Raw genomic sequence first — 23,051 nt, 5'->3', positions numbered from 1 at the left:
GTGAAAAAACAGTAGAGACAAGCTTGATAATCGCCAAATAACGGTTTTTTACGGCTTTGGTGCCGGGAAGAGTGTTGAACCACTTTTTCAAAATGGTTCAACCGTGCCCTTCACAGACCGATTTCATGCGCAAAAGGCGGATTTGCGCCAGCGCGCGAGACCGTGACCGCAGCGGCTTTCGCGCCCAGCGCCAGAGCCTTTCTGATCTGCTCTTCGCTCAACGACGCCACCTGCGCCTTGGTCAGCAGGCCCTGCATTTTCAGCGAAGCGAGAATGCCGGCATCGAACGTATCTCCGGCGCCGACCGTATCGACCACTTCGACCCGTTCGGATGCCACTTCCACCTTGAGATTAGCGCTGTAACCCACGGCACCCTTGGCGCCACGGGTGACGACGACCAGTTTCGCGCCATGATGCAGCCAATGGCGGGCAAGCGTATCCTCGTCGCCCTCCAGACCGAACCACGCAAGGTCCTCATCCGAGAACTTGACGATGTCAGACATGGCCGCCATGCGGCGGATACGCGCCATATGCGACTGCTTGTCCTTGATGAAGCCGGGGCGGATATTCGGATCAAGCGAGATGACGCGGGTCTCATGCTCGCGCGTCATCAGTGCCTCATAGGTGCTGCCGCAGGGTTCGGGGATGAGGCTGATGGCGCCAAAATGCAGCGCTTCGCAATCGGCTCCCAGAGCCGGAAGCTCGGCCTCGGTGATCATCCGGCCGGCGGTGTTCTCGTCGTAAAAAGCGTAGGTCGCATGGCCGTCAACCAGCTTGACGAAGGCGATGGTGGTCGGACGCGACAGGGTGGCGCAATAGCTGAAATCCACCTTGCTGGCGCGCAGGGTCTCCCGCAGGAGATCCCCCATCATGTCGTCGGAAAGACCGGTGAAAAACGCCGAGGGGACGCCGAGACGCCCGAGCGCAATTGCCGTATTGAAGACCGCTCCGCCTGCATAGGGGGCAAAACCCGCCTCGCCCAGCGTCGTCTGCCGGGGCAGCATGTCAATCAGGGCTTCACCACAACACAGGATCATTACGGTCCTCCTCAAAACAGCAAATCAAATGGACTTAAATCGATTTAGACGAAGATCGATCGGAAGGCCAGCCACAAGCTGGACTGGCCACATCCGAATTCATGATTGCGGCAATTCGCTGACACCGCCGTGCTTCGCCGACCAGGGCAACGGATTGTCGAGGAAGGCCTCAACCCCCGACAGGGTCTTTTCATCGAACAGTTTTTCAGCCCGGGCGACCGCCAGAACGTCGCGCCAGGTCGTCAGGTAATGGAGTTTGACATTGCCATTGGCGAAACGCGCTTCGGCCTCCTGGAAGATGCCATAATAGAAGAGCGCAATACCATGATCGACAATGCCGCCAGCCGCACGGATGGCATCGATGAAGGTGAACATCGAGCCGCCGGCCGTCGTCAGGTCCTCGATGACGAGAACGCGGGCGCCTTCAGGCATATGGCCTTCGATCTGGGCATTGCGGCCATGGCCTTTCGGCTTCTTGCGGCAATAGATCATCGGCAGGCCAAGACGCTCGGCAAGGAAAGCAGCGAAGGGAATGCCGGCCGTCTCACCACCAGCCACACAGTCGAATTTCTCGAAGCCGGCCTCGCGCATCACTGCTGCCGCCGCGAAATCCATGGCTGCGGAGCGGATGCGCGGGAAGGAGATGAGCTTGCGCATGTCGATATAGACGGGGCTCTTCATGCCCGAAGCGAAGGTGTAGGGGCTTTCTGAATTAAAATGGACCGCCTTGATTTCCCACAACATCTTCGCAACCAGTTCCGCGACGACTGTGCGGTCGGTGAATGTGAAATGGTTCATAGGCGTTCTCCTTTTTCGGCCTTGGTTTATCGCTCCGAAAACCGCGATCGGTGTTCGGAAAGCACGACGTCTTTGTTCGGTATTTCGTGTGCCCGCAGGCGAATGCCTGTGGACCATAACAAAACCGCCGGCAGAGCCGGCGGTCATAAAAAAAATCAGCTTACATCCCAGTAGAGCGGGAACATCGGGTCGAATACGGTCACCGGCCCGGCGCCCGTTTCGATTTTATCGGGAAACGACACCGGCTCATCGCGTTTCACCAGCGTGATCGTCTCCTCGTTCGGTGCCAGGCCGTACCAGGCGGGACCGTTGAGCGAGGCGAAGGCTTCCAGCCTGTCGAGGGCGTTTTCCTGCTCAAAGACATGCGCCAGACAGCTCATGGTGTTGATCGATGTATAGATACCGGCGCAACCGCAGGCGCATTCCTTCAGCGGGTCCACATGCGGGGCCGAATCCGTGCCGAGGAAGAAGCGGGCATCACCCGAGGTCGCGGCCGCACGTAACGCGAGCCGATGCTCCTCGCGCTTGGCGACGGGCAGGCAATAATAATGGGGCTTGATACCGCCGACCAGAATGGCGTTGCGGTTGATGATGAGGTGGTGGGTGGTGATCGAGCCGGCCAGATTGGCCTTGGAAGACTTGATATAATCGACGCCGTCGCGGGTGGTGATGTGCTCCATCGTCACCTTCAGTTCTGGCAGGCGCTGGCGCAGGGGCTCCAGAACCGTCTCGATGAAGACCTTCTCGCGGTCGAAAATATCGACTTCCGGCGTCGTCACTTCGCCATGCACGCAGAGCGGCAGGCCGATCTTCGCCATACGCTCCAGAACCGGCATCGCCTTGTTGAAATCACGCACACCGCCGTGGGAATTGGTGGTGGCACCCGCAGGATAGAGCTTCACGGCGGTGATGAGGCCGCTTTTCTTGCCCTCTTCCACGTCGTCGGCCTCGGTATCCTCCGTGAGGTAGAGGGTCATCAGCGGCTCGAAACGATCACCTGCCGGGATCGCCTTGACGATGCGTTCCCGATAGGCGCGGGCATCGGCGGTGGTGACGACCGGCGGCACCAGGTTCGGCATGATGATGGCGCGGGCGAAATGGCGGCTCGTATCCCCGATCACCCCTTCCAGCATGGCTCCATCACGAAGATGCAGGTGCCAGTCATCAGGGCGGCGCAGGGTGAGCGACTTCATCGGGATACCTCGGAGCATGATGGAATTGCGCCCGCTTAGCATCTTTTGTCGCGGGAAAACAGCCGCCAGAGACCATCAGGCAGCTGTAAATGTCATTTTTTTGAAGCGTGCTTCAGATGTTGCCCGCTTCCGGACCCCAGACATCGGTCATGGCGAAACCATCGGCCAGCGGGTCGAAGGGATCGAGGCCAACCTGATGCAGACCAAAGGTGAAGCCGCGCCCGGCAATGGTGGGAATGACGGCCGGACGGCCCGCCACCTCGGTGACGGCGGAAAGGCCGACATCGAATTCCGAACCGATGATCGAGCGGGATTTATATTCGTCTCCCACCTTCACCTTGCCGCGCGCATAAAGCGTGGCGAGATTGGCGGAATTGCCGGTGCCGCAGGGCGAGCGATCCGCCCGGCCCGGCCACATGGTGGTGCAGGTGCGGATGGAACCATCGGCATCCACATCGCGGAACATCACATAGGCGACACCTGATATGGCGGGGATTTCCGGATGAACGACCATCATTTCACGGTTGACGAGGTCCTTCAGAGTCATGCCGGCGGCAACGAGTTTCGCGGCATTTGCCTTCTCGATGGTGAGACCGATCTGGCGGACATCGACCAGCGCGTAAAAAATGCCGCCATAGGAAATGTCCATCGTCACCCTGCCCCATTCGGGCGTGTCGATGCTGACATCCAACTCATGCACGAAGGACGGCACCATGGTCAGCTTGACCTTTTCGCAGCGCCCGTCACGGCAGGTGGCGGTGGCCTTCACCAGACCGGCGGCCGTTTCCAGAATGATGACGGTTTCCGGTTCCTGCATCTCCACCATGCCGCTTTCCAGAAGCGCGGTCGTCGCGCAAATGGAATTCGAACCGGAACTGGCATGCGCCTGATCCGGCTGGAGAATGACGAAGGCGGCGTGCGCATCCGGATGCTTTGGCGGCAGGAGAAGATTGACCGACCCCATGGGCGTGCCGCGCGGCTCCAGCGTCAGGAAGCGGCGCAAGGCTTCCCCTTGTGGATCGGTGTTCATCCAGTGCAGTTGCTCCGCAACGGTATTACCGGGAATTTTCGGCGCGCCACCGGTGACGACACGGCCGATTTCGCCTTCGCAATGAACATCGAGAAGCTGGAGGGTGCGTTTCCAACGCATGGGGGTCTACTCCGGAAGTTGGGTTGTTGGCCCGACCATACAGATAAAAATACAAGCTGTATACAAATCTGCAAGGCGTGATGACAAAAACGCTTGGCGTTTTCGCCACCCCCACGCATCGTAGTTTAACGGTTACGGCATTCCGCCCGGTTTCGATTGGCGGCGGCGTCGCAGTTCACCCTTGACGACTGCAGCGCCTGATCATCCACCACGGAACCGGCCGTATCGCCCACTGATCCGACCGTATTCTCCATGGAGCGACCAAGGCGTTCCACCTGCCGGCCGTAATTTTCCCGCGTGCGCGGATCAAAGACCGCGATCGGCGCGCTGACCACCACGCTGGCCGCCGTTCCAACCGTTTGCGCGGCACCGATGCTGACGGCACCCAGCGCTTCGCCCAGGCCGACATCGGAATCCGTCACCGTCTGGCCCGCAATAAGACGGTCGCCGATCAGGCGGACGACCTCGGGGCTTTCGGCAAATTTACCGTGGTTCAGACGGTCACCGGATTGCAGCTTGGTGAGATCGAGAACCGTTATCCCGGCCTTTTCCAGCTGGCTGCGATAGGGCTCGACGGATGGATCGATCTGGCCGAGGCGATCAACATTGCCAGAAATGCGGCGCGACAGGCTAAGCGCGCGGTCATCCTGCGAGACGAAGAGCGTGAATTTCGGCGGCGTCTTGCCGAGGCTGGTGAACTGCCGGCTGAAGACGTCCACATCGAGATCCGGGGCGGCCAGAATGACATTGCCGATCTTCGGATCGACGCGGCCGTTGCGGATGGCCATCTGGCGCAGCGCTTCCACCGCAAGCCAGGTGCCCATGGAATGCGCCATGACGGTAACTTCGCCGATGGACTTGTCCTTGGCCAGACGTGTCAGCATCTCCTCCAGCGCATCGCGCGAGTAGTTGGTGCTTTCCTTGTCGTAATTATAGTCGAAGATGCTCGCGCGCGAAGGCCAGGTGAAGACGACGGGTACAACATCCGTGCCTGAATCATGGACGATCTGGGCGAAGCGATAAACGGATTCTTCGTAGCGATTGTTGAAACCATGCACGAAGACCAGCACGCGGCGGTCCTTCGCGATATGTCTGCTGATCCAGCTTCTGGTTTCGGCTTCGGAGCGAATAGGCTCCACCGCCACCGTGGTGAAATCCTTCAGCGGGTTCGGCGGCAACTTCTTTGGCCATTGCACCTGCCCGACCTTGCGGCTCGCATTTGGCGGAATGGAGATCGTGACGGCATCGACCTTCAGGCCCGTCCCGCGTTCACCACCGAAAAGCACGGCGGCATTTTCCGACGGCGCGCGCGTGGTGGCGACGAGAAGATTGACCGGCGTCGTGCCTGCGACCGTCTGGCCCGTCGGTGTCATGACCCCGATGGGCCGTCCGCCACAGCCTGCGAGCAGGGCGACAATCGCGATCACGGCCACGAAACGAATGGGCATCACATCACTCTCCTACAACCCAGAGGCAACCGGATAGCAGCCAGCGGAGAGGATTTTCTACCGGAGGCGGAACTGCCGCGCCAGCAACCAACGCGGAACAGCGAACACTTTCCGCACCGGTGTGTCCAAACGGACCCAATTCCGGGCCACAGGCCGGAAACTCAGTGGCCAGCAAAAGCGCAGGATCTATCGCTGCGGCAGCATCGTTCCCCTTTCACGAAGCGCGTTATGCCAGGACAGCGCCTCTTCGATGAGATGTGGCGTGTGCCCGCCCCGCGCCGCCGCCCGCTGGTAATAATCCTTCAGCGCGTCGCGATAGCTAGGATGCACGCAGTTTGCGATGATGACTGCCGCCCGTTCGCGGGGCGCGAGACCACGCAGATCGGCAAGGCCCGTTTCAGTGACGAGAATATCGACATCGTGTTCGGTATGGTCGACATGGCTGACCATGGGCACGACGCTGGAAATGGCTCCACCCTTGGCGATCGACTTGGTGACGAAGATGGACATATAGGCGTTGCGGGCGAAATCGCCGGAGCCGCCGATGCCATTCATCATGTGGGTTCCGCCGACATGGGTTGAGTTGACGTTTCCGTAAATATCGAATTCCAGCGCGGTGTTGATGCCGATGATGCCCAGGCGACGAATGACTTCCGGATGGTTGCTGACTTCCTGCGGGCGCAGGATCAGCCGGCTCTTGTAATCGGCCAGCCGCGGCATGACCCGTTCGTTCATGGCGGAGGAGAGCGTGATCGACGAACCGGAGGCGAAGGTCAGCTTGCCCGCGTCGAAAAGTTCGAAGGTCGAATCTTGCAGGACTTCCGAATACATTTTGAGATCGTGAAACGGCGTATCGATGAAACCGTGCATCACGGCATTTGCGATGGTGCCGATGCCCGCCTGCAGCGGCTGGAGTTCGTGTGTCATGCGGCCGTGACGGACTTCGTTCAGCAGGAATTCGGTGAGATGGCCGGCAATCGCCTTCGTCTCGTCATCCGGCGGCAGAACCGTCGAAAAACTGTCGCTCTTGTCGCTCAGCACGATGGCGGCGATCTTTTCCGGCGGCACGGGAATGAACGGCAGGCCGACACGGCTATCCGTCGCCACAACCGGGATGGGCATACGGGTCGGGCGTTTGGCGGGGATGAAGATGTCGTGCAGCCCTTCCAGCACCTCGGGCTGCGACAGGTTGATCTCGACGATGACCTTGTCGGCCAGAATGGCGAAGCTTGCGGAATTGCCGACCGAGGTGGTGGGCACGATACCCCCCTCCGCCGTAATCGCCACCGCCTCAACGATGGCGATATCGACGCCGTGAATCTGGCCGCCGCGCAATTGCTCGACAGTCTCGGAAAGATGCTGATCGATGAACATGACCCTGCCGTCATTGATCGCCTTGCGCAAAGCCGGATCGGACTGGAATGGCATGCGGCGTGCCAGCATGCCAGCCTCGACCATGGTCTTGTCGAGATCGTTGCCGAGGGAGGCGCCGGTCATCAGGGTGATTTTCATGGGGTTCGTCTTGGCGCGTTCGGCCAAGGCCAGCGGCACGGCCTTGGCTTCGCCGGCGCGCGTAAAACCGCTCATGCCCACGGTCATGCCATCCTGAATGAGACTGGCGGCCTCTTCGGCGCTGACAATCCTGTTCAAGAGGGACGCGTTGCGGATACGCTTTTCAAGCATGCACTTCTCCATGATCTGTCATCACGATGGCACGGCTTTCGATTGGCCACCTCTTGGGCGACTATGGCGTGCAGTTTCATCGATGAAACTGACATAGATCAAGGGTGTAAACGCAACCATGGCTTTTGCGCATCAAATCCCGTTCAACAAACCACAAGTGGCGCATCGGCGCGACAGGCCACGGGGTCTTCTCACCACCGCAGCCTCCTGATTGGCAGAAGACTTCCGCCAAATACCTCCGTCGCCGGCGAGCGACGAGGCGGAGGCGCCTCCTCGCTGCCCGGAAAATCACCCCGCGTCAGGGGCCTTCGCAGACCGGCGCCTGACCCAAAACGGGCTGCCCAACTTCCGCATCATAGGCACGCAAACCGAATGCACCGAGGCTTATGACCCGGTAACAGGGATTGCCGCCCGTCCATAGCGGATCGATAGCATCGATATCGGTGATGAAACGATGCGCGCAGGCCTGACCGGAACTATAGGCAATGCCTTCCGCCGTCGTACCTGCCATCGGCACATGGATATGGCCAAAAATAATATGGCGTATGCCGGCCGGGTGGGCAGCGAGGCGGCACATGATAGCGCCGTCATCATGCATGCCGATATGTTCGAAATGCCGGATGCCGCAATCCATCGGCGGATGATGAATAAAAACCGTTACCGGCAGGTCGCCAGCGCTTTCCAGCGCACTCTCCAGCCATGCCAGACGATCCGCACCATAGACGCCGCCAATCACATCGGCTTCGTGGCTGTCGAGAAACAGCAGCCGGCCGAAATCCGTATCGATGAAGGACTGGATATAGCCATTATCGTCGCGCGGCTGTTCCGGGAAAGCAGCGACGAATTCCGGGCGGCGGTCGTGATTGCCGAGCATCAATCGTGTGGGAATGGAGACGGGCGCAAGGATATCGCGCAGCAGCTCGTAGGCTTCCGGCTCGCCGTAATTGCAAAGATCGCCCGTCATGACAAGAAGATCAGCGTCGGCGTGTTTTTCGACGATATCGGCAATTGCCGCGCGCAGCTGCTTTTCCGGGTCCACGCCGTTTATCGCGATGCCGGGCGGCAGAAGATGGGTGTCGGTGATCTGGATGATCTTCATTATCATTTTCCTACGCAAAATGGCTGCGGGAACGGCTTTCCCCGCAGCCTCTTTCATGGCTCTGCTTATTTCAGCAAGGCGTTGGTCTGTTCGACGATCTGCTTGAGACCGGCTTCCGGCGTTACTTCACCGCGCATGACGGTGCCGATGATGTCGCGCTGGGTGCGCCAGATGCGGACGGAATCGCCGCCCGGATAACCGGCCCAAGGCAGAGAGCGGTCAGCCTGAAGCGAAGCCGTCTTCACATTCGGGTTCTCGACATAATAGGGCGCGAGGAAGTCCGGGCCGGTTGCCAGCTTGTTGGTCGGCAGGTAGCCGGTGATACGAACGATAGTGTTCTGCGCTTCCGGACCGGTGATCCACTTCAGGTACTTCCAGGCAGCATCCTGCTTGGCCTTTTCCTGCGTCAGGATGACGGCCGAGTTGCCGCCGGTCGGCACGCCGCCCTTTTCCTTGTTGTCGAGCGGGAAGGTCGCCGTCTTCAGCTTGAAGCGATCGCCAACCAGACCCTGGATCGTCTGAACGTGAGCAGGCGTCGAGAAGATGAAGCCGGTGAGGCCTGCGCCGAACTGCTGGCGGGACTGGTCCCAGTCGAGCAGGTTCTGGCCACCTTCGGTGACGAACTGGCGGGTCATCTTCAGGGCGTTGAGGCCGATCTCGTTGTCGAAGGCAACGGTCTTGGTCTTTTCGTCGACGAGCTTGCCGCCCTGTTCAACGACGAGCGCCTGCCACAACCAGTCATCCGGCCAGCCGTTGATGTCGTAGCTCATGCCAGCGAATTTCGGGTCGAGAGCCTTGATCTTCTTGGCGAGAGCGATGAGCTCCGGGAAGGTCGTCGGCATCTTGTCCGGGTCGCCGCCAGCCTTGGTGACGAGGTCGGAGTTGATGTAGATGATCGGCGAAGAAGCATTGACCGGCAGACCGTACTGTTTGCCATCGATCTGACCGAGTGCGGCCATCTTGGGGCTGTAGTTCTTGTCGAGGAAGGCCTGACCGCCTTCTGCCTGAATGAACGGGCCGAGATCGGTGATCTGGTTGCGCGGTGCGAGCGTGTGAACCAGTTCCGCCGTCAAATTGTAACCCGAGAAATAGACGTCCGGCAGATTGCCCGTGACGGCAGAGCGCAGAACCTGCTGCTGGCCTTCGTTGTAACCGGCGGCGGGAGCGAGGAAGTTGATCTTCACGTCAGGGTTCTTCTTCATGAATTCATCGGCCAGCGGCTGATGGAATTTCGTGAAACCCGGCAGGTTGTAAAGAACGTTGAGCGTGATTTCGTTGGCCAGAACCGGCTGTGCGAGGCCAGCAAAAGCCATGCCAAGAGCCAGACCGCCCATCACAGCGCGTCGGTTGAGTTTCATGTCAGTCTCCAGAGAGGTTGGGAGGAGGAAGTCTGAACGGCGTCACTTGACGCCGGTCATGGTAATACCGGCGATGAAGTGCCGCCGTGCGAGGAGGAAGCACAGCACCATCGGCGCGGTAATCAGTGTGGCGCCCGCCATCAGCGCACCGTAATTCGCACCGGATTCGACATCGGCGAAAAGCATCATGCCAAGCGGCGGCGGGGCCAGATTGGTGTCGGAGATGACGATCATCGGCCAGTAGAGATCGTTCCAGTGGGCAACGAGTGAAAAGATCGAGAAAGCCGCAAGCGACGGCAGCGAACCGCGAAGCACCAGCCCCCAGCAGATTTCCATTTCCGAGAAACCGTCCATGCGGGCAGCCTCGATGACTTCATCGGGGTAGCTGCGGAAGGACTGGTTGAAGAGGAAGATGGCGAAGACCGACAGGAAGAACGGCATCATCATCGCGAAGTAGGTGTTCAGAAGCTGCGTCTTGGCCAGACCGACGAAGAGCGGCAGCGCCAGCGCCTGGATGGGTACGCAGAGCGCCGCGATGACAAGACCCAGCAGCAGCTTGCGTCCCGGAAAGCGGAGCTTTGCCAAAGCATAGGCCGCCGGAACCGATGTGAGGATTTGCACGACGAGAATGCCGACGCAGACGATGACGCCGTTCAGCATGAAACGCGCCATCGGCACCTGACCTGCCGCCCGGGCGTAATTGTCAGCCGCGTCGAATTTCTGCGGGATGGGCCAGAGCGAGACATCGAATATTTCCGCCGGCGAGCGGATCGACGTCAGGGCCATCCAATAAAATGGCAGGAGCATCACGAAAGCGCCTAGCGCAAGGACGAAATGCGGGAGATATTTGCGGAATGCGGCCATCAATAGTGCACCTTCCGGTCCATGTGTAGCGTCTGGCCAATCGACAGGATCAGCACGATTACGAGGAAGATAATCGTCAGCGCGGCGGCATAACCGGTGTTGGAATATTCGAAACCCTCGAGATAAAGATCGAACAGCAGGGTTTCCGAACCGGAGCGACCCTTGGTCAGCACGGCAACCGTCTCGAACACCTTGAAGGCCGAGATGGAGGTTGTGACCACCACGAACATGGTGGTCGGTCCGAGCATCGGCCATGTCACCGTCAGGAACCGGTCAACCGGGTTCTTGGCGCCATCCAGCCGCGCCGCCTCATGCAGATCCTTCGAGATGGCGGTGAGGCCAGCGAGGAACAGCACCATGTTGAAGCCCAGAACCTGCCAGATGCCGATCAGCGCCATGGTGGGAATGAGAAGAACGGGGTTGGAGAGAAACGCGACGGGCTCAAAACCCAGCCATTTGATCGCCGCGTTCACCGGGCCGAGCGAAGGATGCAACAGGAACTGCCACACGGTCGCCATGGCGACGAGGGTTGCGGTGACGGGAAGAAAATAGGCCACCTCCCAGAAGGCGCGACTGCGCTTGCGGTTATAGACCAGCAAAGCCACCCCGAGCGCGAGAAACACGCCGAAGGGAATGACGATGGCCGCATAAATGGCCGTATTCGCCAGCGCACGCAGGAAAACCGTATCCTGAAACGCCTTCACGAAATTGCCGAGGCCAATGAAGCGGGTGGAAAGTGCCCCAAGCTGGTAATCAGTGACGGAAAAACCGGCAAGAACGAGCATCGGAACGATATAGATGGCCAGCAGCAGCAGGCCTGCCGGCGCTGCAAACATCAGGCCGCGCCATATCATCCGCCGATCCGCCCTCGGCAGGCGCGTGCGAGATTTGGCACGCACGGGCGTGGAGATATCGACAGCCGTCATGCCGGCACCCGTTCACGCACCGTCACTTTGCGGCGCAGGCCATCGGCCGCGAAAAGATGCGCGCGCTCCGGCGCAAAGCCCAGATTCATCATGCCATTGGCATCGGCGCCCAGCACCTCATCCGCGCCCTGACGCAGGGTCACGGAGACTGTCTCGTCACTCAGCAGGCGGCAGCTCACGAAACGGTCGGCGCCGTGGGTTTCGCTGCGCACCACGCGAACAGTGAAACCGTCTTCGCCCGGACGCAGATCCTCGGCGCGAAGGCCGAGCGTCGCCGGGCCGGCATCGCGACCCGCACCCTCGATGCCAAGATCGCGTCCAAACGCCGCAACCTTACCCTGCGCACCGATTTCGACCGGTAGCAGGTTGATCGATGGCGTGCCGATAAAACGCGCGACGGTCAGTGTCGCAGGTTTGCGGTAAAGCTCGTCCGGCGTGCCGAGCTGTTCGATGCGGCCTTCCGACATCAGCGCAATGCGGTCGGACATGGTCATGGCTTCGATCTGGTCATGGGTGACATAGATGAAGGTTGCGCCAAGCCGGCGGTGCAGGCCCGCCAGTTCCTCGCGCATATGGGCGCGGAGCTTGGCGTCGAGGTTCGAAAGCGGCTCATCCATCAGGAAGGCTGCGGGCGAGCGCACCAGCGCCCGGGCAAGCGCCACACGCTGGCGCTGACCACCGGAAAGCTGCGCGGGCTTGCGATCCAGCAGATGGGCGATCTGCAGCGTCTCGGCCGCCTGTTCCACGGCGGCATCGATCTGCTTCAATGTTTCCGCGGGCGCTGCGAAGCGTCCGATCAGCGGCAGGCGTGCAGCCAAAGGCAGGCGCCGCATGCGCAGCGGTGTCGCAATATTTTGGCGCACACTCATATGGGGATAAAGTGCATAGGACTGGAACACCATCGCCAGATTGCGATCGCTCGGATCGATCTCCGTCACATCCTGCCCGCCGATCGAAACCGAACCGCGATCCGGCGATTCCAGCCCCGCAATGATGCGCAGCAGCGTGGACTTGCCGCAGCCCGACATGCCGACGAGCGACAGGAATTCCCCTGGACGAATGGAAAGATCGATCTCTTTCAGAACATCGTCAGCACCGAAGCCTTTGCCGATTCCTGAAAGTTCAAGTGATTGTGGCGTCATTCTGCGCTCCTTTTCTGGAGCGCATATGCTTTTATTGTATGACAATATGACGAAGGTTTGCGGAAACTTCGATGACACTCGAAAACCCGAAAACCCGGAGCAATCGGAAAACGTTGCGGTATAGGCCTACACCCAAAACCACTAGGCCGTGAACCCATAAACGCGGTGCCGGATTACTGATTGTCTCGACCGATCAAATCCAGCGCTACATCGAAGGATGGCGCTATCGGTCTTAGGCTCTCTTCCAGGTCGACGTTGGTCATGTCGAATGCGACGAGGGGATATGGCGCATTTTCCCGCAAGTCGAATGCCACGGCTTCGCCGCTACCGTTGCCGCCGATCACGAACAAACCCCGGAAAAACTCTCGGAAAGTCCCGTCCCGTTCAATCTGAGCAGCTTCCTCGGCGGGATAGAGTTGGAACCAAAGCGGCTGAACCGCTAGCGGTCCTTCCCCGCCATTGCTGAAAGTCAGCAATGCGTAATAACTCTCAGGAAGATCGACCGGAGCCAGCGATTTGAGCGAGGCGATTGCGTCTGCGGAGGCTCCATCGACCTTATGCCATTCTCGATTTTGCAGCACGCGGCCTCCACTTTCGCTTTCCTGAATGATGACGGCTTCCATTACAGATCAAAAGCTGATTCAGCACCAGCATGAGCCGATATGACTTGACCGATTTTGAATGGCGCGTGATTGAGCCACTTTTACCCAACAAGCCAAGAGGGGTGCCGCGCGTCGATGACCGTCGCGTGCTGAATGGAATCTTCTGGGTGCTACGATCCGGTGCGCCGTGGCGCGACCTGCCCGAACGCTATGGTCCGCGAACCACCTGCTACAACCGATTCATACGATGGCGGAAAGCAGGCGTCTGGGACCGAATGATGGACGCCATCACCGCTGCCCATGATGGCGACATCCAGATGATCGACAGCACTTCCGTTCGCGCCCACCAGCAGGCTGCGACGGCAAAAAGGGGGATCGAGATCATTGTCTCGGCCGTTCCCGAGGCGGGCTCACGACCAAAATCCACGCGGTCGTCGATGGGCAAGGTCTCCCGATCAGGCTGAGCCTAACCGCTGGGCAAAGCCACGACGGGCAAGCGGCTGACGGTCTGCTTGACCATGTGGGTGCCGGAACCATCGTGCTCGCTGACAAGGCCTATGATGCCGATCGCATCCGGGCGTCTCTCCGCGAGAAGGGGGCGTTCGCCAATATTCCGCCCAAGGCAAACCGTAGGTCAAAACCGTACTTCAGCTCATGGCTATATCGCGAACGGAACCTGATCGAGCGGTTCTTCTCCAAGCTGAAGCACTTTCGTCGGGTCGCTACCCGCTACGATAAGCTGGCGGAAAACTTCCTCGCCATGGTCCAGTTGGCGTCAATGCGCCTGTGGCTGCGGGCTTATGAGTCTACGGCCTAATATTGAGGGGGTTATTGCAAACTGTTTTCAGCGCGCTTTTATCGGCTGGAAAACCCGGTCGGCGGCTCCGATTTATACGGCGGCGAGAATCACATGAGCCTGAATCTTGGCAGCCACCTCGCCATCGCCATGTCGCGCCTCAATGGCAGCAGCGGCACAATCTGTCGCAGCATCGAGCTTCCCCGGCCCCCTGGCCTCTATTTCCGTCCGCAGAACCGTTCCCTGACAATAGGCGACGGCCGGAATGCGCGGCGACGGGGCGCGGCTTTGCGCCGCCACCGTCTCGATCGTCACGCGGGAAAAACCGGCATTCTCCAACTCGCAGCGTATCAACGCCGTATCATAATAACCATGCGGGGTGCGGGCCATGAAGCGCGGGGGATCATCGGGGAAAAGGCCGGCGAGGGCGTTCGTCACATCATCCGCGAAGTGATTTTCCTCAATGCGATCCCATACGTTGAATAAATAATGCCCGCCGGGCTTCAACACCCGCTTTGCCTCACGATAGGCCGACAGGCGATCGTTGAAGAACATCGCCCCGAACTGGCAGAAAACAAGATCGAAAACAGCATTTTCAAAAGGCAGAAGCTGAGCATCCGCCTGTCGCCATTTTATACGGCTGTCGGGTGCCTGTTGAGCCGCTGCGAAATCGAGCATGGGCTGATTGAGATCGGTCACCACATAATTTGCCGCAGGCAACAATCGGGGAACCAATTCCCGCGTGACGGCCCCGGTGCCCGCAGCGATTTCCAGAACATCAATCGGCATCAAGGCGGCTGCCCGCCGCGCCAGATCAGCGGCGAATGGCGCAAAAATCAACGGCACCATATAGCGGTCGTAATTTTCCGGAATCGAACCCGCAAACACCTTGTCCGCTTCCAACATGGCTTTCACTCCGGGACATCTGATGAGCGGAGGAATTTAACATATATTCGGGATGTTCGGAATTCATTCGGCCTTGCGAGGCTTAGACATCAACGCTGACGGACCAGTATGAAGTTGCCGGGGCATATACGCCAACGAGTGGCGCGTCACAGAAGCTATTTTAAGGGAAGAAAAATGGCGCACCCGAAGAGATTCGAACTCCTGACCCCCAGATTCGTAGTCTGGTGCTCTATCCAGCTGAGCTACGGGTGCGTGCCGTTCCGGTCGTTTCCGGTGGCGTGGCGATCCTCTAAAACGTCCTCATTCCGAATGCAAGCGATTTCGTTTCGAAATTGTCATTTTTCCGCAGCAATTCGCGTATCACATTGATTATATTGTAAATTCCATGCAGACCATTTTTCACGGGCCTGATGGGACCTCGATTCCGCCGGAGATAATCGCTTCCCGAGCCCACCACTGAGCGGCTTTTTCAGGCGGTTCTGGCTGCCTGTACGGAGGCGGCTCGGTCGGCGATTTCGATACGGAACTGCGTGCCGGGACCGGGCTTTTCGACAAGTGCGATCGTGCCGCCATGGGCAAGCACGAGCTCGCGGGCGATGACCAGCCCAAGGCCCGTGCCGCCGGAGCGGGCCGATCCCCTGAAGGCGGAGAACAAGTTCTCCTTGGCCTTGCGTGGCATTCCCGGCCCATTGTCATCGATAACGATGCTGACGACGCTGCCGGCCCTCTGGGCCGAGATGGAAAGATGTCTTGGCGCCGCATTCGCTGCATCGGATTGCAGGGCCTGGACGGCATTGCGACAGAGATTGTGGATCACCCGGAAAAGCTGTTCGGAATCCGCATCCACCGTCAGATCGGGGGGGACGCTATCCTGAAACTCGATGCCGCTATCCGGATCGAGCGCCAGAATATCGCGCACATCCCGCACCAGCAGGCTCAAATGCACTATCTTGCGTTTCGGCGCCCCCTCCGTCGCCTGACCATAAGCCAGAACCTCACCCGTATAGGCCACGGCCCGGTCGATCGTGCGCAGCAGTTTCGGCGCGAAACTCCTGACCATCGGGTCCTTGGCATCGACCAGACGGTCTGACATGAGCTGGGCGGAGGAGAGGATATTGCGCATGTCGTGGTTGATCTTCGACACGGCGAGTCCAAGATCCACGAGATTCTTCTGTTGCCGCAGCGTTTTCTGCAGCTCCGTCTGCATGTCGGCGAGATGGCGCCCCGCAACCGACAATTCATCCGTCCCCTCCTCGGGCACGAAAATCCGCTCGGGATTGCCCGGATCTTCCGAAAAATTCTGCATGCCGAGCGTCAACCGGCGTATTGGCCGGATCATGATGCGGTTGATGGAGATGAAGATCAGGCCCGCGGTGACCAGCGACAGGACGATGGAAATCAGGAAAACGTTGCGGGCATAGGCAAGCATCGCCGCCCGCAGCTTGTTTTCACCCAGCACCAGTTCGATGATCGTGTCGCTGTCTCCCACCACATCGAAGACGCGGATGACGCGATTGCCGCCGAACAGCAAGGTGGAAAAGGCGTCCCGCACCGCCGCCACCTGCGAGACGTCCGAAAGATCATACTGCTCGTCGACGCCGGGCGGTGTCTCCGCCACGGCGAGCAAGCGCGACGTGCCGTCCTTGCGCAGGGCGATAAGCTTCGCTCCGGTTGCCATCAGCGTGTCGTTCTGCACGCTTCGCGGCAGTTCCGCTTGCAGGCCATCGATGACGGCACCAGCGGCGGCGGCCGTGTTCAGGCGGTCACGCAGCCAGGAAAGACGCATATTGGCAACGGAAGGCACGAAAATCAGCACTTCGGCGATCATCACGAAAATCACGGTGAGCAGCAGCAGGCGTCCAGAAAGACCGGCGGTCAATCCCGGCATGCAATGCACCGGATCGTCTTGAGTGCGGTCCAAGCTGTCTACGCCTTTAGAAAACACCGGGCCATGATCCTGTATGCGCGCCGCTGCTTGCGTGGAACGGCTCGGTTTATATGCAGCAATGATCATAGGACCTAATGGATATTTTTCCAATGCACTGCAAAACAAACGTTTTCAGTGCCGGCGTTTTCAGTGCCGGAAAAACGAACGCCGCCCGAAAGGGGCGGCGCCTGAGAGTAAGCGGGCCTGAGGTGAAACAACAGGTCGCCTAGAACTCCTGCCAGTCGCCCTGCGCCGGGGCTGCGGCGGGCTGGGCGTTCAGCGCGCGGCTGACGCTGCTCATCAACTTGCGGGCCGGGGAAGCGACGGCCGTCGTCCTGCCGGAGACCGCAACCGGTCCGGCCGATGCTGTCATCGGCCGCAAAGGCTGCTCGATACGGTGGCTACGCTGCGCCGTCTCGGTGCCGACATTAAAGCGCGTCACCAGTGTGACGAGATGGTCCGCCTCGCTGCTCAGCTTATAGGTCGCGGCCGAGGTCTCCTCCACCATGGCGGCGTTGCGCTGCGTCACCTGGTCCATCTGGTTGATGGCGGTATTCACTTCATGCAGGCCGGTGGACTGCTCTCTGGCGGCCGTGGCGATCGAATGGATATGTTCGTTGATGGCAAGAACGCGCGTCTCGATCTCGCTCAACGCACTGCCCGTTCTCTGCACCAGCGACACACCTCGGCCGACCTCCTCGCCGGATTTGGTAATCAGTGCTTTGATGTCCTTCGCGGCGGTTGCGGAACGCTGAGCCAGTTCGCGCACTTCCTGAGCGACGACGGCAAAGCCCTTGCCGGCCTCGCCTGCACGCGCCGCTTCCACACCGGCATTCAGTGCCAGAAGGTTGGTCTGGAAGGCAATTTCGTCAATGACGTTGATGATCTGGCTGATTTCGCGCGAGGCGTTCTCGATGCGATCCATTGCGGAGACGGCGTCGCGCACGACATTGGCGGATTCTTCCGTCTTCTGCTTGGTTTCGGCGACCATGGCGCTGGCTTCCTGCGCACGATCGGTGGAATTGCGCACGACGGCGGTGATTTCGTCCAGCGCGGCGGAGGTTTCCTCCAGTGCGGCTGCCTGCTGTTCCGTCCGCTTCGACAGGTCGTCGGCGGCCGAGCGCAACTCGTTGGCGTTGCCGCTGATGCCTTCCGTGCTGCCGCGCACTTCACGCATCGTCTCGCGCAGCTTGGTCAGCGTCTGGTTGACGTTCTCCTTGAGTTCGGCGAAGACGCCGCGGAAGTCGCCCTCCATCCTCTCCGTCAGATCGCCACGCGCCAGACCTTCGATGACGCGGCTGGTCTCGGACACGCCATTATGCACCCCCGTGAGGAGAGCATTGATCGTCGCGGCAAAACGGTTGAGGTTGTCGTCGCCATAGTCCTTGTTGATGCGGCGGCTGAAATCGCCTGCGGCCGCGGCATCGACGACGATGGCCATGCCGGCCTGCAGGTCGTCGCTCCTGGCGCGCATGGCGGCTTCCTGCGCATTCATGCGGCGCACCTCGCTGCCGTTGCGCTTGAAAACCTCGACGGCAGCCGCCATTTCACCGATTTCGTCGGTGCGGCCGAGATAGGGAACTTCCGCGTCCAGATTTCCATCGGCCACGGCATTCATCACCTGCGAAACCCTGCGGATGGGTGCACTGAGCTGTCGTGTGCCGATGTAGAGACCAAAGACGGCACCCGCGCCGACACCTGCCACAGTCACGGCGACGATCACCCAAAATATGGTGGCGCTGAAGGAATCCACGCCCGCCTTCACGACCTCCAGTTCGGCAATGTCGTTCTTCACGACACCGTCGATTTCAGCCTGATATGCCTTGCGGTTGGCGCGGTTCGCCTCGTTATTGCCCTGCTGGCTCGCTGCCTGCGGTCCACTTTCCTTCGCCAGCCGGACGGTTTCCAGACGGAAGATCCGGAACTCCTTCGAGCGGCCAACGAGCTTGTCGAAATTCGCTTGCTGGTCTGCCGGCACGAGCGGAGCCCAGCTGGCAATCAGCTTTTCCATGGCATCGAGGTTTTTGACCATGCCGTCGGCAAAGGGGGTGGCCGCGGCAATATCGGCCGCCGCGTAGACCCCGCGCGCCTCCATGACGACCGCCGTCACCAGACGATTGAGCGCTTCGCCCTTGTAGGCCCTCTCCGCCGCCTCTTCGAAATGATGCGAGCGAACCCAGAATTCGTTGATCGCATAGATGGACAGCCCACCGATGGTACAGGCCACAAGGCTCATCAGCCCGACAAGAAGATTGATACGACCGCGAATTCTCAATTTCGTTCCCCCAACAATGACCAGCGCCAAGATGAAAATGGGAAGCTGGCATAACTTTTCGCGTCACAAGATTTATCAATGCTGCGTTAAGAAAGAATTTCGGATTTTATCGATTGCGCACGAGAATCGACCTCTGCCGGCGATTGGCGAAGGACAGGGCGGTGTGTTTTCCGTAAAAGGTGAAGTGCTAAAACCCCTTCGGCAATTGACTTTGCTCGGCCTATGCCCTTATAAGCCGCGCACGCTCGGCCATAGAAAGCTCGCCCAGGCGGGGTTAGCCGTGCAAAAAACGAAACGCTCTTGCAAATAATTGCAAATTCAAGAAGGGCCGCACACCGCGGTATTAAATAAATGTCGAAGCGTACCTACCAACCGTCCAAGCTTGTTCGCAAGCGTCGTCATGGTTTCCGTGCCCGCATGGCTACTGCCGGCGGCCGCAAGGTTCTCGCAGCCCGCCGTGCGCGCGGCCGCGCACGTCTGTCGGCTTAATTGCCGAGCCTGTGGCCCGATGAAAGTCGTGGACACATGAGCGAGACTGAAAAACGACCCGGCCGGCTTAAAAACCGGTCGGAGTTTCTTGCCGTTCAGGCGGGGGAAAAACGGCGGGGGAGCACCTTTCTTGTGGAAGTGCTTGACCGAAAAGCCCCGGAAACCGAGCCTCGCGTCGGTTTTACCGTAACAAAAAGACAAGGCAACGCGGTCGAGCGAAATCGCATGCGCCGCCGTCTCAAGGAAGCCGTCAGGCTTTCTGCCGGGGTCGCAATGAAGCCCGGTCATGACTATGTGATTGTCGCCCGCAGGGACGTACTCGATACGGCCTTCCCGAAACTTCAGTCTCTCCTTGCCGAGCGCATTGAAGGAACGGCGAAACCGAAACGGTCCCAGGAGACCCGCTCCAGGAAAGAATGATGGAAAAGAACCGTAATTACTTCATCGCGATAGCCCTTTCGGTTGTCATCGTCCTAGCCTGGCAATTCCTTTACATGAATCCGCGCATCGACCAGCAGCGCCGCGCCGAAGAGGCCCGCCAGGCGCAGCAGCAGACGACGCAACAACAGCCGGCACCGGGTGCTGCACCCGGCGCAACCGTCGAAGGTGCACCGCCCGCATCCTCCACGCAGGCCGCCGCCACGGCGACCCGGGAAGATGCGATCGCCAGGACCCCGCGCGTCGCTATCGACACCAACGCCATTGCCGGCTCGATCAATCTGACCGGTGCCCGTTTCGATGACATCCGGCTCAAGGGCTACCATGAGACCGTCGATGACTCGAGCCCGATCATCACGCTGTTTTCGCCCTCCGATACCAAGGACGGTTACTTCACCGAACTCGGTTACGTTGCAGCACAGGACGTCGGCGGCGTTCCCGGTCCGACGACCGTCTGGACGCTTGCAAGCGGTGACAAGCTGACGGAAACCACCCCGGTCACCCTGACCTACACCAATTCCAAGGGCGTCGTTTTCTCGCGTACGGTTTCGATCGACGAGCATTACATGATCTCGGTCACCGACAAGGTCGAGAACCCCGGACAGGCTGCGATCTCGCTTGCCACTTACGGCCGAGTGACGCGCAACAACAAGCCGGTAATTCCCCCTGTCTTCGTCATCCACGAGGGCTTTCTCGGTGTCTCGGGCAAAGACGGCAGCCTGACGGAAAAGAAATACAAAGACGTCGAAGAGGAGCCCGTAACGGTTGCCAAGGCGACCGGCGGCTGGCTCGGCATTACCGATAAATATTGGGCCGCGGCCATAGTTCCCCCGCAGATGACGCCGTTCGAGACGCGCTACTCCCACATCACCGGCAATCAGCCGAGCTACCAGGCCGATTTCAAGAGCGACACGATGACGGTCGAAGCCGGCCAGTCCATCGAGCTGAAGAGCCTCGTCTTCGCCGGTGCCAAGGAAGTGCCGCTGGTCGATCGTTACGAGACCGCCTATTCCATTCCGAAGTTCGATCTCCTGATCGACTGGGGTTGGTTCTACTTCATCACCAAGCCGATGTTCAAAATGATGGATTTCTTCTTCCGTTATTTTGGCAATTTCGGCGTGGCCATCCTGCTCACCACCATCGTCGTCAAGGCGCTCTTCTTCCCGCTCGCCAGCAAGCAATATGCCTCCATGGCGAACATGAAACGCGTGCAGCCGAAGATGGAAGAACTGAAAGCCAAGCATGGCGATGACCGCATGGCCATGCAGCAGGCGATGATGCAGCTCTACAAGGAAGAGAAGATCAACCCGGTTGCCGGCTGCTGGCCGATGCTTCTGCAGATCCCGGTGTTCTTCGCGCTCTACAAGGTCATCTACGTCACCATCGAAATGCGGCATGCACCGTTCTTCGGCTGGATTCACGACCTTTCCGCGCCCGATCCGACGTCGCTGTTCAACCTGTTCGGCCTTCTGCCCTACGACGTGCCCCATTTCCTGATGATCGGCGTCTGGCCGCTCGTCATGGGCATCACCATGTTCCTGCAGATGCGCATGAACCCGACGCCGCCCGATCCGACACAGGCGATGATCTTCACCTGGATGCCGCTGATCTTCACCTTCATGCTGGCCTCCTTCCCGGCTGGTCTGGTCATCTACTGGGCATGGAACAACACGCTCTCCATCAGCCAGCAGGCCCTCATCATGAAGCGTCACGGCGCCAAGATCGAACTGTTCGATAATATAAAAGGGCTGTTCAAGCGAAAGCCGGTGCAATCGAAATGAGTGACACCGGCACGGCAACCGAAAAGCCCCTGTTCGGGCGACCCTGGATTTTCATTCGCGGCGTTCCCGCAATGAAATTCCTGCCGCCCGAGGGCCCGCCGGAAATTGCATTTGCCGGTCGCTCGAATGTCGGCAAGTCCTCGCTCATCAACGCATTGGTGGGTCACAAGGGCCTTGCCCGCACGTCCAACACGCCCGGACGTACGCAGGAACTGAACTATTTCGTTCCTGAAGGTTATTCCGGCGAGCCGGGCGACCTGCCGCCGATGGCATTGGTCGATATGCCCGGTTACGGCTATGCGCAGGCGCCCAAGGACCATGTCGATGCCTGGACGAAACTCGTCTTCGATTATCTGCGCGGCCGGGCGACGCTGAAGCGCGTTTACGTGCTGATCGATTCCCGTCATGGCATTAAGAAGAACGACGAAGAGGTCCTGAGCCTGCTCGACAAAGCGGCCGTGTCCTATCAGGTCGTGCTGACGAAGACGGACAAGATCAAGGACGTTGGCGTTCCCCGGCTGATTGGCGAAACGCTGGAGAAAATCCGCAAGCGTCCCGCTGCCTATCCCGAAGTTCTTGCCACATCGTCGGAAAAGTCATTCGGGCTGGACGATCTACGCGCCGAGATCGTCAGAACGGTCTCGCTCTAGAGAATTTTCGCCTCAGGCGATTGTGAAAAGCAGAACGGCGGTCCAGAGCATCGCCGTCAGCGCCAGAAGCCGCCAGAAGCGCACCGAATGCCAGACTTCCGAAAGCATGGCGGTGAACACGCTGCCGCTGCGGAGTGGCTGGCTTCGGAAAGGCAGGCTGGACCTGAACGGATCCCTTTCAAGCAAGGCGGCCATCGTCGCTTTTTCCCGATATTCCGTTTCGGCTAGATTCTCCCGCCAGCGCCTGACCATGGCGGCAAATTGCCGGTCGCGCTTCACGCGCTTTGCAAGCTCCGCCATGCTTTCCGGCGGCAGGGCACCCAGCACATATTCGCCGGCGAGCACTTCGTCCCGCAAACCGCTCTGCTTGTCTCGATCCGGTGCCGTCATGGGTCTTCAAACTCCTCGGTCGTTCAGGCCAGCATCGTTTCACGACGCGCGACATGTCCCGTCGCCCTGCTGAATAACCCCTCCCCTGCTTCCAACAAA

The 23,051-nt window shown here is 59.6% G+C and carries 22 protein-coding genes and 1 tRNA gene; 6 read left to right on the top strand and 17 right to left on the bottom strand.

What is annotated here, in order from left to right; translation table 11 throughout:
* Positions 1–110 precede the first annotated feature (110 nt).
* The 12 genes from CFBP5499_RS00405 to CFBP5499_RS00350 all read right to left on the bottom strand — a co-directional run bounded on the left by CFBP5499_RS00405 (position 111) and on the right by CFBP5499_RS00350 (position 13,321).
* Positions 111–1,037 carry a carbohydrate kinase family protein gene (locus CFBP5499_RS00405; protein ID WP_080826643.1) on the bottom strand — a complete coding sequence of 309 codons (927 nt, stop codon included), beginning with the start codon at positions 1,035–1,037 and terminating at the stop codon, positions 111–113.
* A gap of 99 nt (positions 1,038–1,136) precedes the next feature.
* A complete protein-coding gene (locus tag CFBP5499_RS00400) occupies positions 1,137–1,835 on the bottom strand; it encodes an orotate phosphoribosyltransferase (RefSeq protein WP_080826645.1) in 699 nt (232 codons plus the stop codon).
* 155 nt (positions 1,836–1,990) lie between these two features.
* Positions 1,991–3,028: a dihydroorotase gene (gene pyrC / locus CFBP5499_RS00395; RefSeq protein WP_080826647.1), complete on the bottom strand. Its 1,038-nt coding sequence runs from the start codon at positions 3,026–3,028 to the stop codon at positions 1,991–1,993.
* Positions 3,029–3,140: 112 nt separating this feature from the next.
* Positions 3,141–4,178 (bottom strand): 4-hydroxyproline epimerase, encoded by a 1,038-nt coding sequence (locus CFBP5499_RS00390; protein ID WP_080826649.1) that lies wholly within the window; start codon positions 4,176–4,178, stop codon positions 3,141–3,143.
* Positions 4,179–4,303: 125 nt separating this feature from the next.
* Positions 4,304–5,626, bottom strand: a complete 1,323-nt coding sequence (locus CFBP5499_RS00385) for an alpha/beta hydrolase (RefSeq protein WP_080826651.1) — start codon at positions 5,624–5,626, stop codon at positions 4,304–4,306.
* Between the two features lie 186 nt (positions 5,627–5,812).
* A complete protein-coding gene (locus CFBP5499_RS00380) occupies positions 5,813–7,309 on the bottom strand; it encodes an acetyl-CoA hydrolase/transferase family protein (protein WP_080826653.1) in 1,497 nt (498 codons plus the stop codon).
* A 298-nt stretch (positions 7,310–7,607) separates the two neighbouring features.
* A complete protein-coding gene (locus CFBP5499_RS00375; RefSeq protein ID WP_080826655.1) occupies positions 7,608–8,408 on the bottom strand; it encodes a phosphodiesterase in 801 nt (266 codons plus the stop codon).
* A 65-nt stretch (positions 8,409–8,473) separates the two neighbouring features.
* A complete protein-coding gene (locus CFBP5499_RS00370) occupies positions 8,474–9,766 on the bottom strand; it encodes an ABC transporter substrate-binding protein (RefSeq protein ID WP_080826657.1) in 1,293 nt (430 codons plus the stop codon).
* 42 nt (positions 9,767–9,808) lie between these two features.
* The gene (locus tag CFBP5499_RS00365) at positions 9,809–10,630 is read right to left on the bottom strand and encodes a carbohydrate ABC transporter permease (RefSeq protein WP_080826660.1); all 822 of its coding nucleotides are present in this window, start codon (positions 10,628–10,630) and stop codon (positions 9,809–9,811) included.
* Positions 10,630–11,556, bottom strand: coding sequence for a carbohydrate ABC transporter permease (locus CFBP5499_RS00360; RefSeq protein WP_080826663.1), 927 nt, complete (start codon positions 11,554–11,556; stop codon positions 10,630–10,632). Before CFBP5499_RS00360 ends, CFBP5499_RS00365 begins: the two co-directional genes overlap by 1 nt.
* A complete protein-coding gene (locus CFBP5499_RS00355; RefSeq protein ID WP_175416565.1) occupies positions 11,553–12,698 on the bottom strand; it encodes an ABC transporter ATP-binding protein in 1,146 nt (381 codons plus the stop codon). Before CFBP5499_RS00355 ends, CFBP5499_RS00360 begins: the two co-directional genes overlap by 4 nt.
* Before the next feature lie 173 nt (positions 12,699–12,871).
* Positions 12,872–13,321 carry an SMI1/KNR4 family protein gene (locus CFBP5499_RS00350; RefSeq protein ID WP_080830940.1) on the bottom strand — a complete coding sequence of 150 codons (450 nt, stop codon included), beginning with the start codon at positions 13,319–13,321 and terminating at the stop codon, positions 12,872–12,874.
* 29 nt (positions 13,322–13,350) lie between these two features.
* Between CFBP5499_RS00350 and CFBP5499_RS00345 the strand changes: the two genes are divergently transcribed.
* A protein-coding gene (locus tag CFBP5499_RS00345) for an IS5-like element IS427 family transposase (RefSeq protein WP_130932629.1) occupies positions 13,351–14,117 on the top strand; the annotation gives its coding sequence in 2 pieces (ribosomal slippage) (positions 13,351–13,663 and positions 13,663–14,117; 768 coding nt in all).
* A gap of 72 nt (positions 14,118–14,189) precedes the next feature.
* Here the strand turns inward: CFBP5499_RS00345 and CFBP5499_RS00340 are convergent.
* The 4 genes from CFBP5499_RS00340 to CFBP5499_RS00320 form a co-directional block, all read right to left on the bottom strand.
* A complete protein-coding gene (locus tag CFBP5499_RS00340; RefSeq protein WP_080826665.1) occupies positions 14,190–15,002 on the bottom strand; it encodes a class I SAM-dependent methyltransferase in 813 nt (270 codons plus the stop codon).
* Between the two features lie 175 nt (positions 15,003–15,177).
* Positions 15,178–15,254: transfer RNA gene (locus CFBP5499_RS00335), tRNA-Arg, on the bottom strand.
* Between the two features lie 217 nt (positions 15,255–15,471).
* Positions 15,472–16,890: a sensor histidine kinase gene (locus CFBP5499_RS00325; RefSeq protein WP_173986217.1), complete on the bottom strand. Its 1,419-nt coding sequence runs from the start codon at positions 16,888–16,890 to the stop codon at positions 15,472–15,474.
* A 265-nt stretch (positions 16,891–17,155) separates the two neighbouring features.
* A complete protein-coding gene (locus tag CFBP5499_RS00320) occupies positions 17,156–19,204 on the bottom strand; it encodes a methyl-accepting chemotaxis protein (protein WP_080826667.1) in 2,049 nt (682 codons plus the stop codon).
* 16 nt (positions 19,205–19,220) lie between these two features.
* Here CFBP5499_RS00320 and CFBP5499_RS00315 point away from each other — a divergent pair, with 16 nt between their 5' ends.
* Genes CFBP5499_RS00315 through yihA form a run of 5 tightly spaced genes read left to right on the top strand, consistent with a single transcriptional unit; the run spans position 19,221 to position 22,562 of the window.
* Complete coding sequence (locus tag CFBP5499_RS00315; protein ID WP_233284160.1) at positions 19,221–19,514, top strand: hypothetical protein; 294 nt, start codon at positions 19,221–19,223, stop codon at positions 19,512–19,514.
* Positions 19,515–19,555: 41 nt separating this feature from the next.
* Complete coding sequence (gene rpmH / locus CFBP5499_RS00310; protein WP_003493611.1) at positions 19,556–19,693, top strand: 50S ribosomal protein L34; 138 nt, start codon at positions 19,556–19,558, stop codon at positions 19,691–19,693.
* 36 nt (positions 19,694–19,729) lie between these two features.
* The gene (gene rnpA / locus CFBP5499_RS00305) at positions 19,730–20,113 is read left to right on the top strand and encodes a ribonuclease P protein component (protein ID WP_080826669.1); all 384 of its coding nucleotides are present in this window, start codon (positions 19,730–19,732) and stop codon (positions 20,111–20,113) included.
* Positions 20,113–21,912, top strand: coding sequence for a membrane protein insertase YidC (yidC, locus tag CFBP5499_RS00300; RefSeq protein ID WP_080826671.1), 1,800 nt, complete (start codon positions 20,113–20,115; stop codon positions 21,910–21,912). Before rnpA ends, yidC begins: the two co-directional genes overlap by 1 nt.
* Entirely contained in the window at positions 21,909–22,562 is a 654-nt protein-coding gene (gene yihA / locus CFBP5499_RS00295; RefSeq protein WP_080826674.1) for a ribosome biogenesis GTP-binding protein YihA/YsxC, read from the top strand. Before yidC ends, yihA begins: the two co-directional genes overlap by 4 nt.
* 12 nt (positions 22,563–22,574) lie before the next feature.
* Here yihA and CFBP5499_RS00290 read toward each other — a convergent pair whose 3' ends face one another.
* The gene (locus CFBP5499_RS00290; RefSeq protein ID WP_080826675.1) at positions 22,575–22,952 is read right to left on the bottom strand and encodes a hypothetical protein; all 378 of its coding nucleotides are present in this window, start codon (positions 22,950–22,952) and stop codon (positions 22,575–22,577) included.
* Between the last annotated feature and the right edge of the window lie 99 nt (positions 22,953–23,051).

It is taken from the genome of Agrobacterium tumefaciens, from assembly GCF_005221325.1.
Taxonomy (GTDB): domain Bacteria; phylum Pseudomonadota; class Alphaproteobacteria; order Rhizobiales; family Rhizobiaceae; genus Agrobacterium.
Note: the sequence above shows the minus strand (reverse complement) of the source record. Positions and strands in the feature narration are given on the sequence as shown.

Coding starts and splice junctions, on each gene's coding strand:
- CFBP5499_RS00405 (WP_080826643.1), bottom strand. CDS start 1,037: ATGATCCTGTGTTGTGGTGAAGCCCTGATTGACATGCTGCCCCGGCAG.
- CFBP5499_RS00400 (WP_080826645.1), bottom strand. CDS start 1,835: ATGAACCATTTCACATTCACCGACCGCACAGTCGTCGCGGAACTGGTT.
- pyrC (WP_080826647.1), bottom strand. CDS start 3,028: ATGAAGTCGCTCACCCTGCGCCGCCCTGATGACTGGCACCTGCATCTT.
- CFBP5499_RS00390 (WP_080826649.1), bottom strand. CDS start 4,178: ATGCGTTGGAAACGCACCCTCCAGCTTCTCGATGTTCATTGCGAAGGC.
- CFBP5499_RS00385 (WP_080826651.1), bottom strand. CDS start 5,626: ATGCCCATTCGTTTCGTGGCCGTGATCGCGATTGTCGCCCTGCTCGCA.
- CFBP5499_RS00380 (WP_080826653.1), bottom strand. CDS start 7,309: ATGCTTGAAAAGCGTATCCGCAACGCGTCCCTCTTGAACAGGATTGTC.
- CFBP5499_RS00375 (WP_080826655.1), bottom strand. CDS start 8,408: ATGAAGATCATCCAGATCACCGACACCCATCTTCTGCCGCCCGGCATC.
- CFBP5499_RS00370 (WP_080826657.1), bottom strand. CDS start 9,766: ATGAAACTCAACCGACGCGCTGTGATGGGCGGTCTGGCTCTTGGCATG.
- CFBP5499_RS00365 (WP_080826660.1), bottom strand. CDS start 10,630: ATGGCCGCATTCCGCAAATATCTCCCGCATTTCGTCCTTGCGCTAGGC.
- CFBP5499_RS00360 (WP_080826663.1), bottom strand. CDS start 11,556: ATGACGGCTGTCGATATCTCCACGCCCGTGCGTGCCAAATCTCGCACG.
- CFBP5499_RS00355 (WP_175416565.1), bottom strand. CDS start 12,698: ATGACGCCACAATCACTTGAACTTTCAGGAATCGGCAAAGGCTTCGGT.
- CFBP5499_RS00350 (WP_080830940.1), bottom strand. CDS start 13,321: ATGGAAGCCGTCATCATTCAGGAAAGCGAAAGTGGAGGCCGCGTGCTG.
- CFBP5499_RS00340 (WP_080826665.1), bottom strand. CDS start 15,002: ATGTTGGAAGCGGACAAGGTGTTTGCGGGTTCGATTCCGGAAAATTAC.
- CFBP5499_RS00325 (WP_173986217.1), bottom strand. CDS start 16,890: ATGCCGGGATTGACCGCCGGTCTTTCTGGACGCCTGCTGCTGCTCACC.
- CFBP5499_RS00315 (WP_233284160.1), top strand. CDS start 19,221: ATGACCAGCGCCAAGATGAAAATGGGAAGCTGGCATAACTTTTCGCGT.
- rpmH (WP_003493611.1), top strand. CDS start 19,556: ATGTCGAAGCGTACCTACCAACCGTCCAAGCTTGTTCGCAAGCGTCGT.
- rnpA (WP_080826669.1), top strand. CDS start 19,730: ATGAGCGAGACTGAAAAACGACCCGGCCGGCTTAAAAACCGGTCGGAG.
- yidC (WP_080826671.1), top strand. CDS start 20,113: ATGGAAAAGAACCGTAATTACTTCATCGCGATAGCCCTTTCGGTTGTC.
- yihA (WP_080826674.1), top strand. CDS start 21,909: ATGAGTGACACCGGCACGGCAACCGAAAAGCCCCTGTTCGGGCGACCC.
- CFBP5499_RS00290 (WP_080826675.1), bottom strand. CDS start 22,952: ATGACGGCACCGGATCGAGACAAGCAGAGCGGTTTGCGGGACGAAGTG.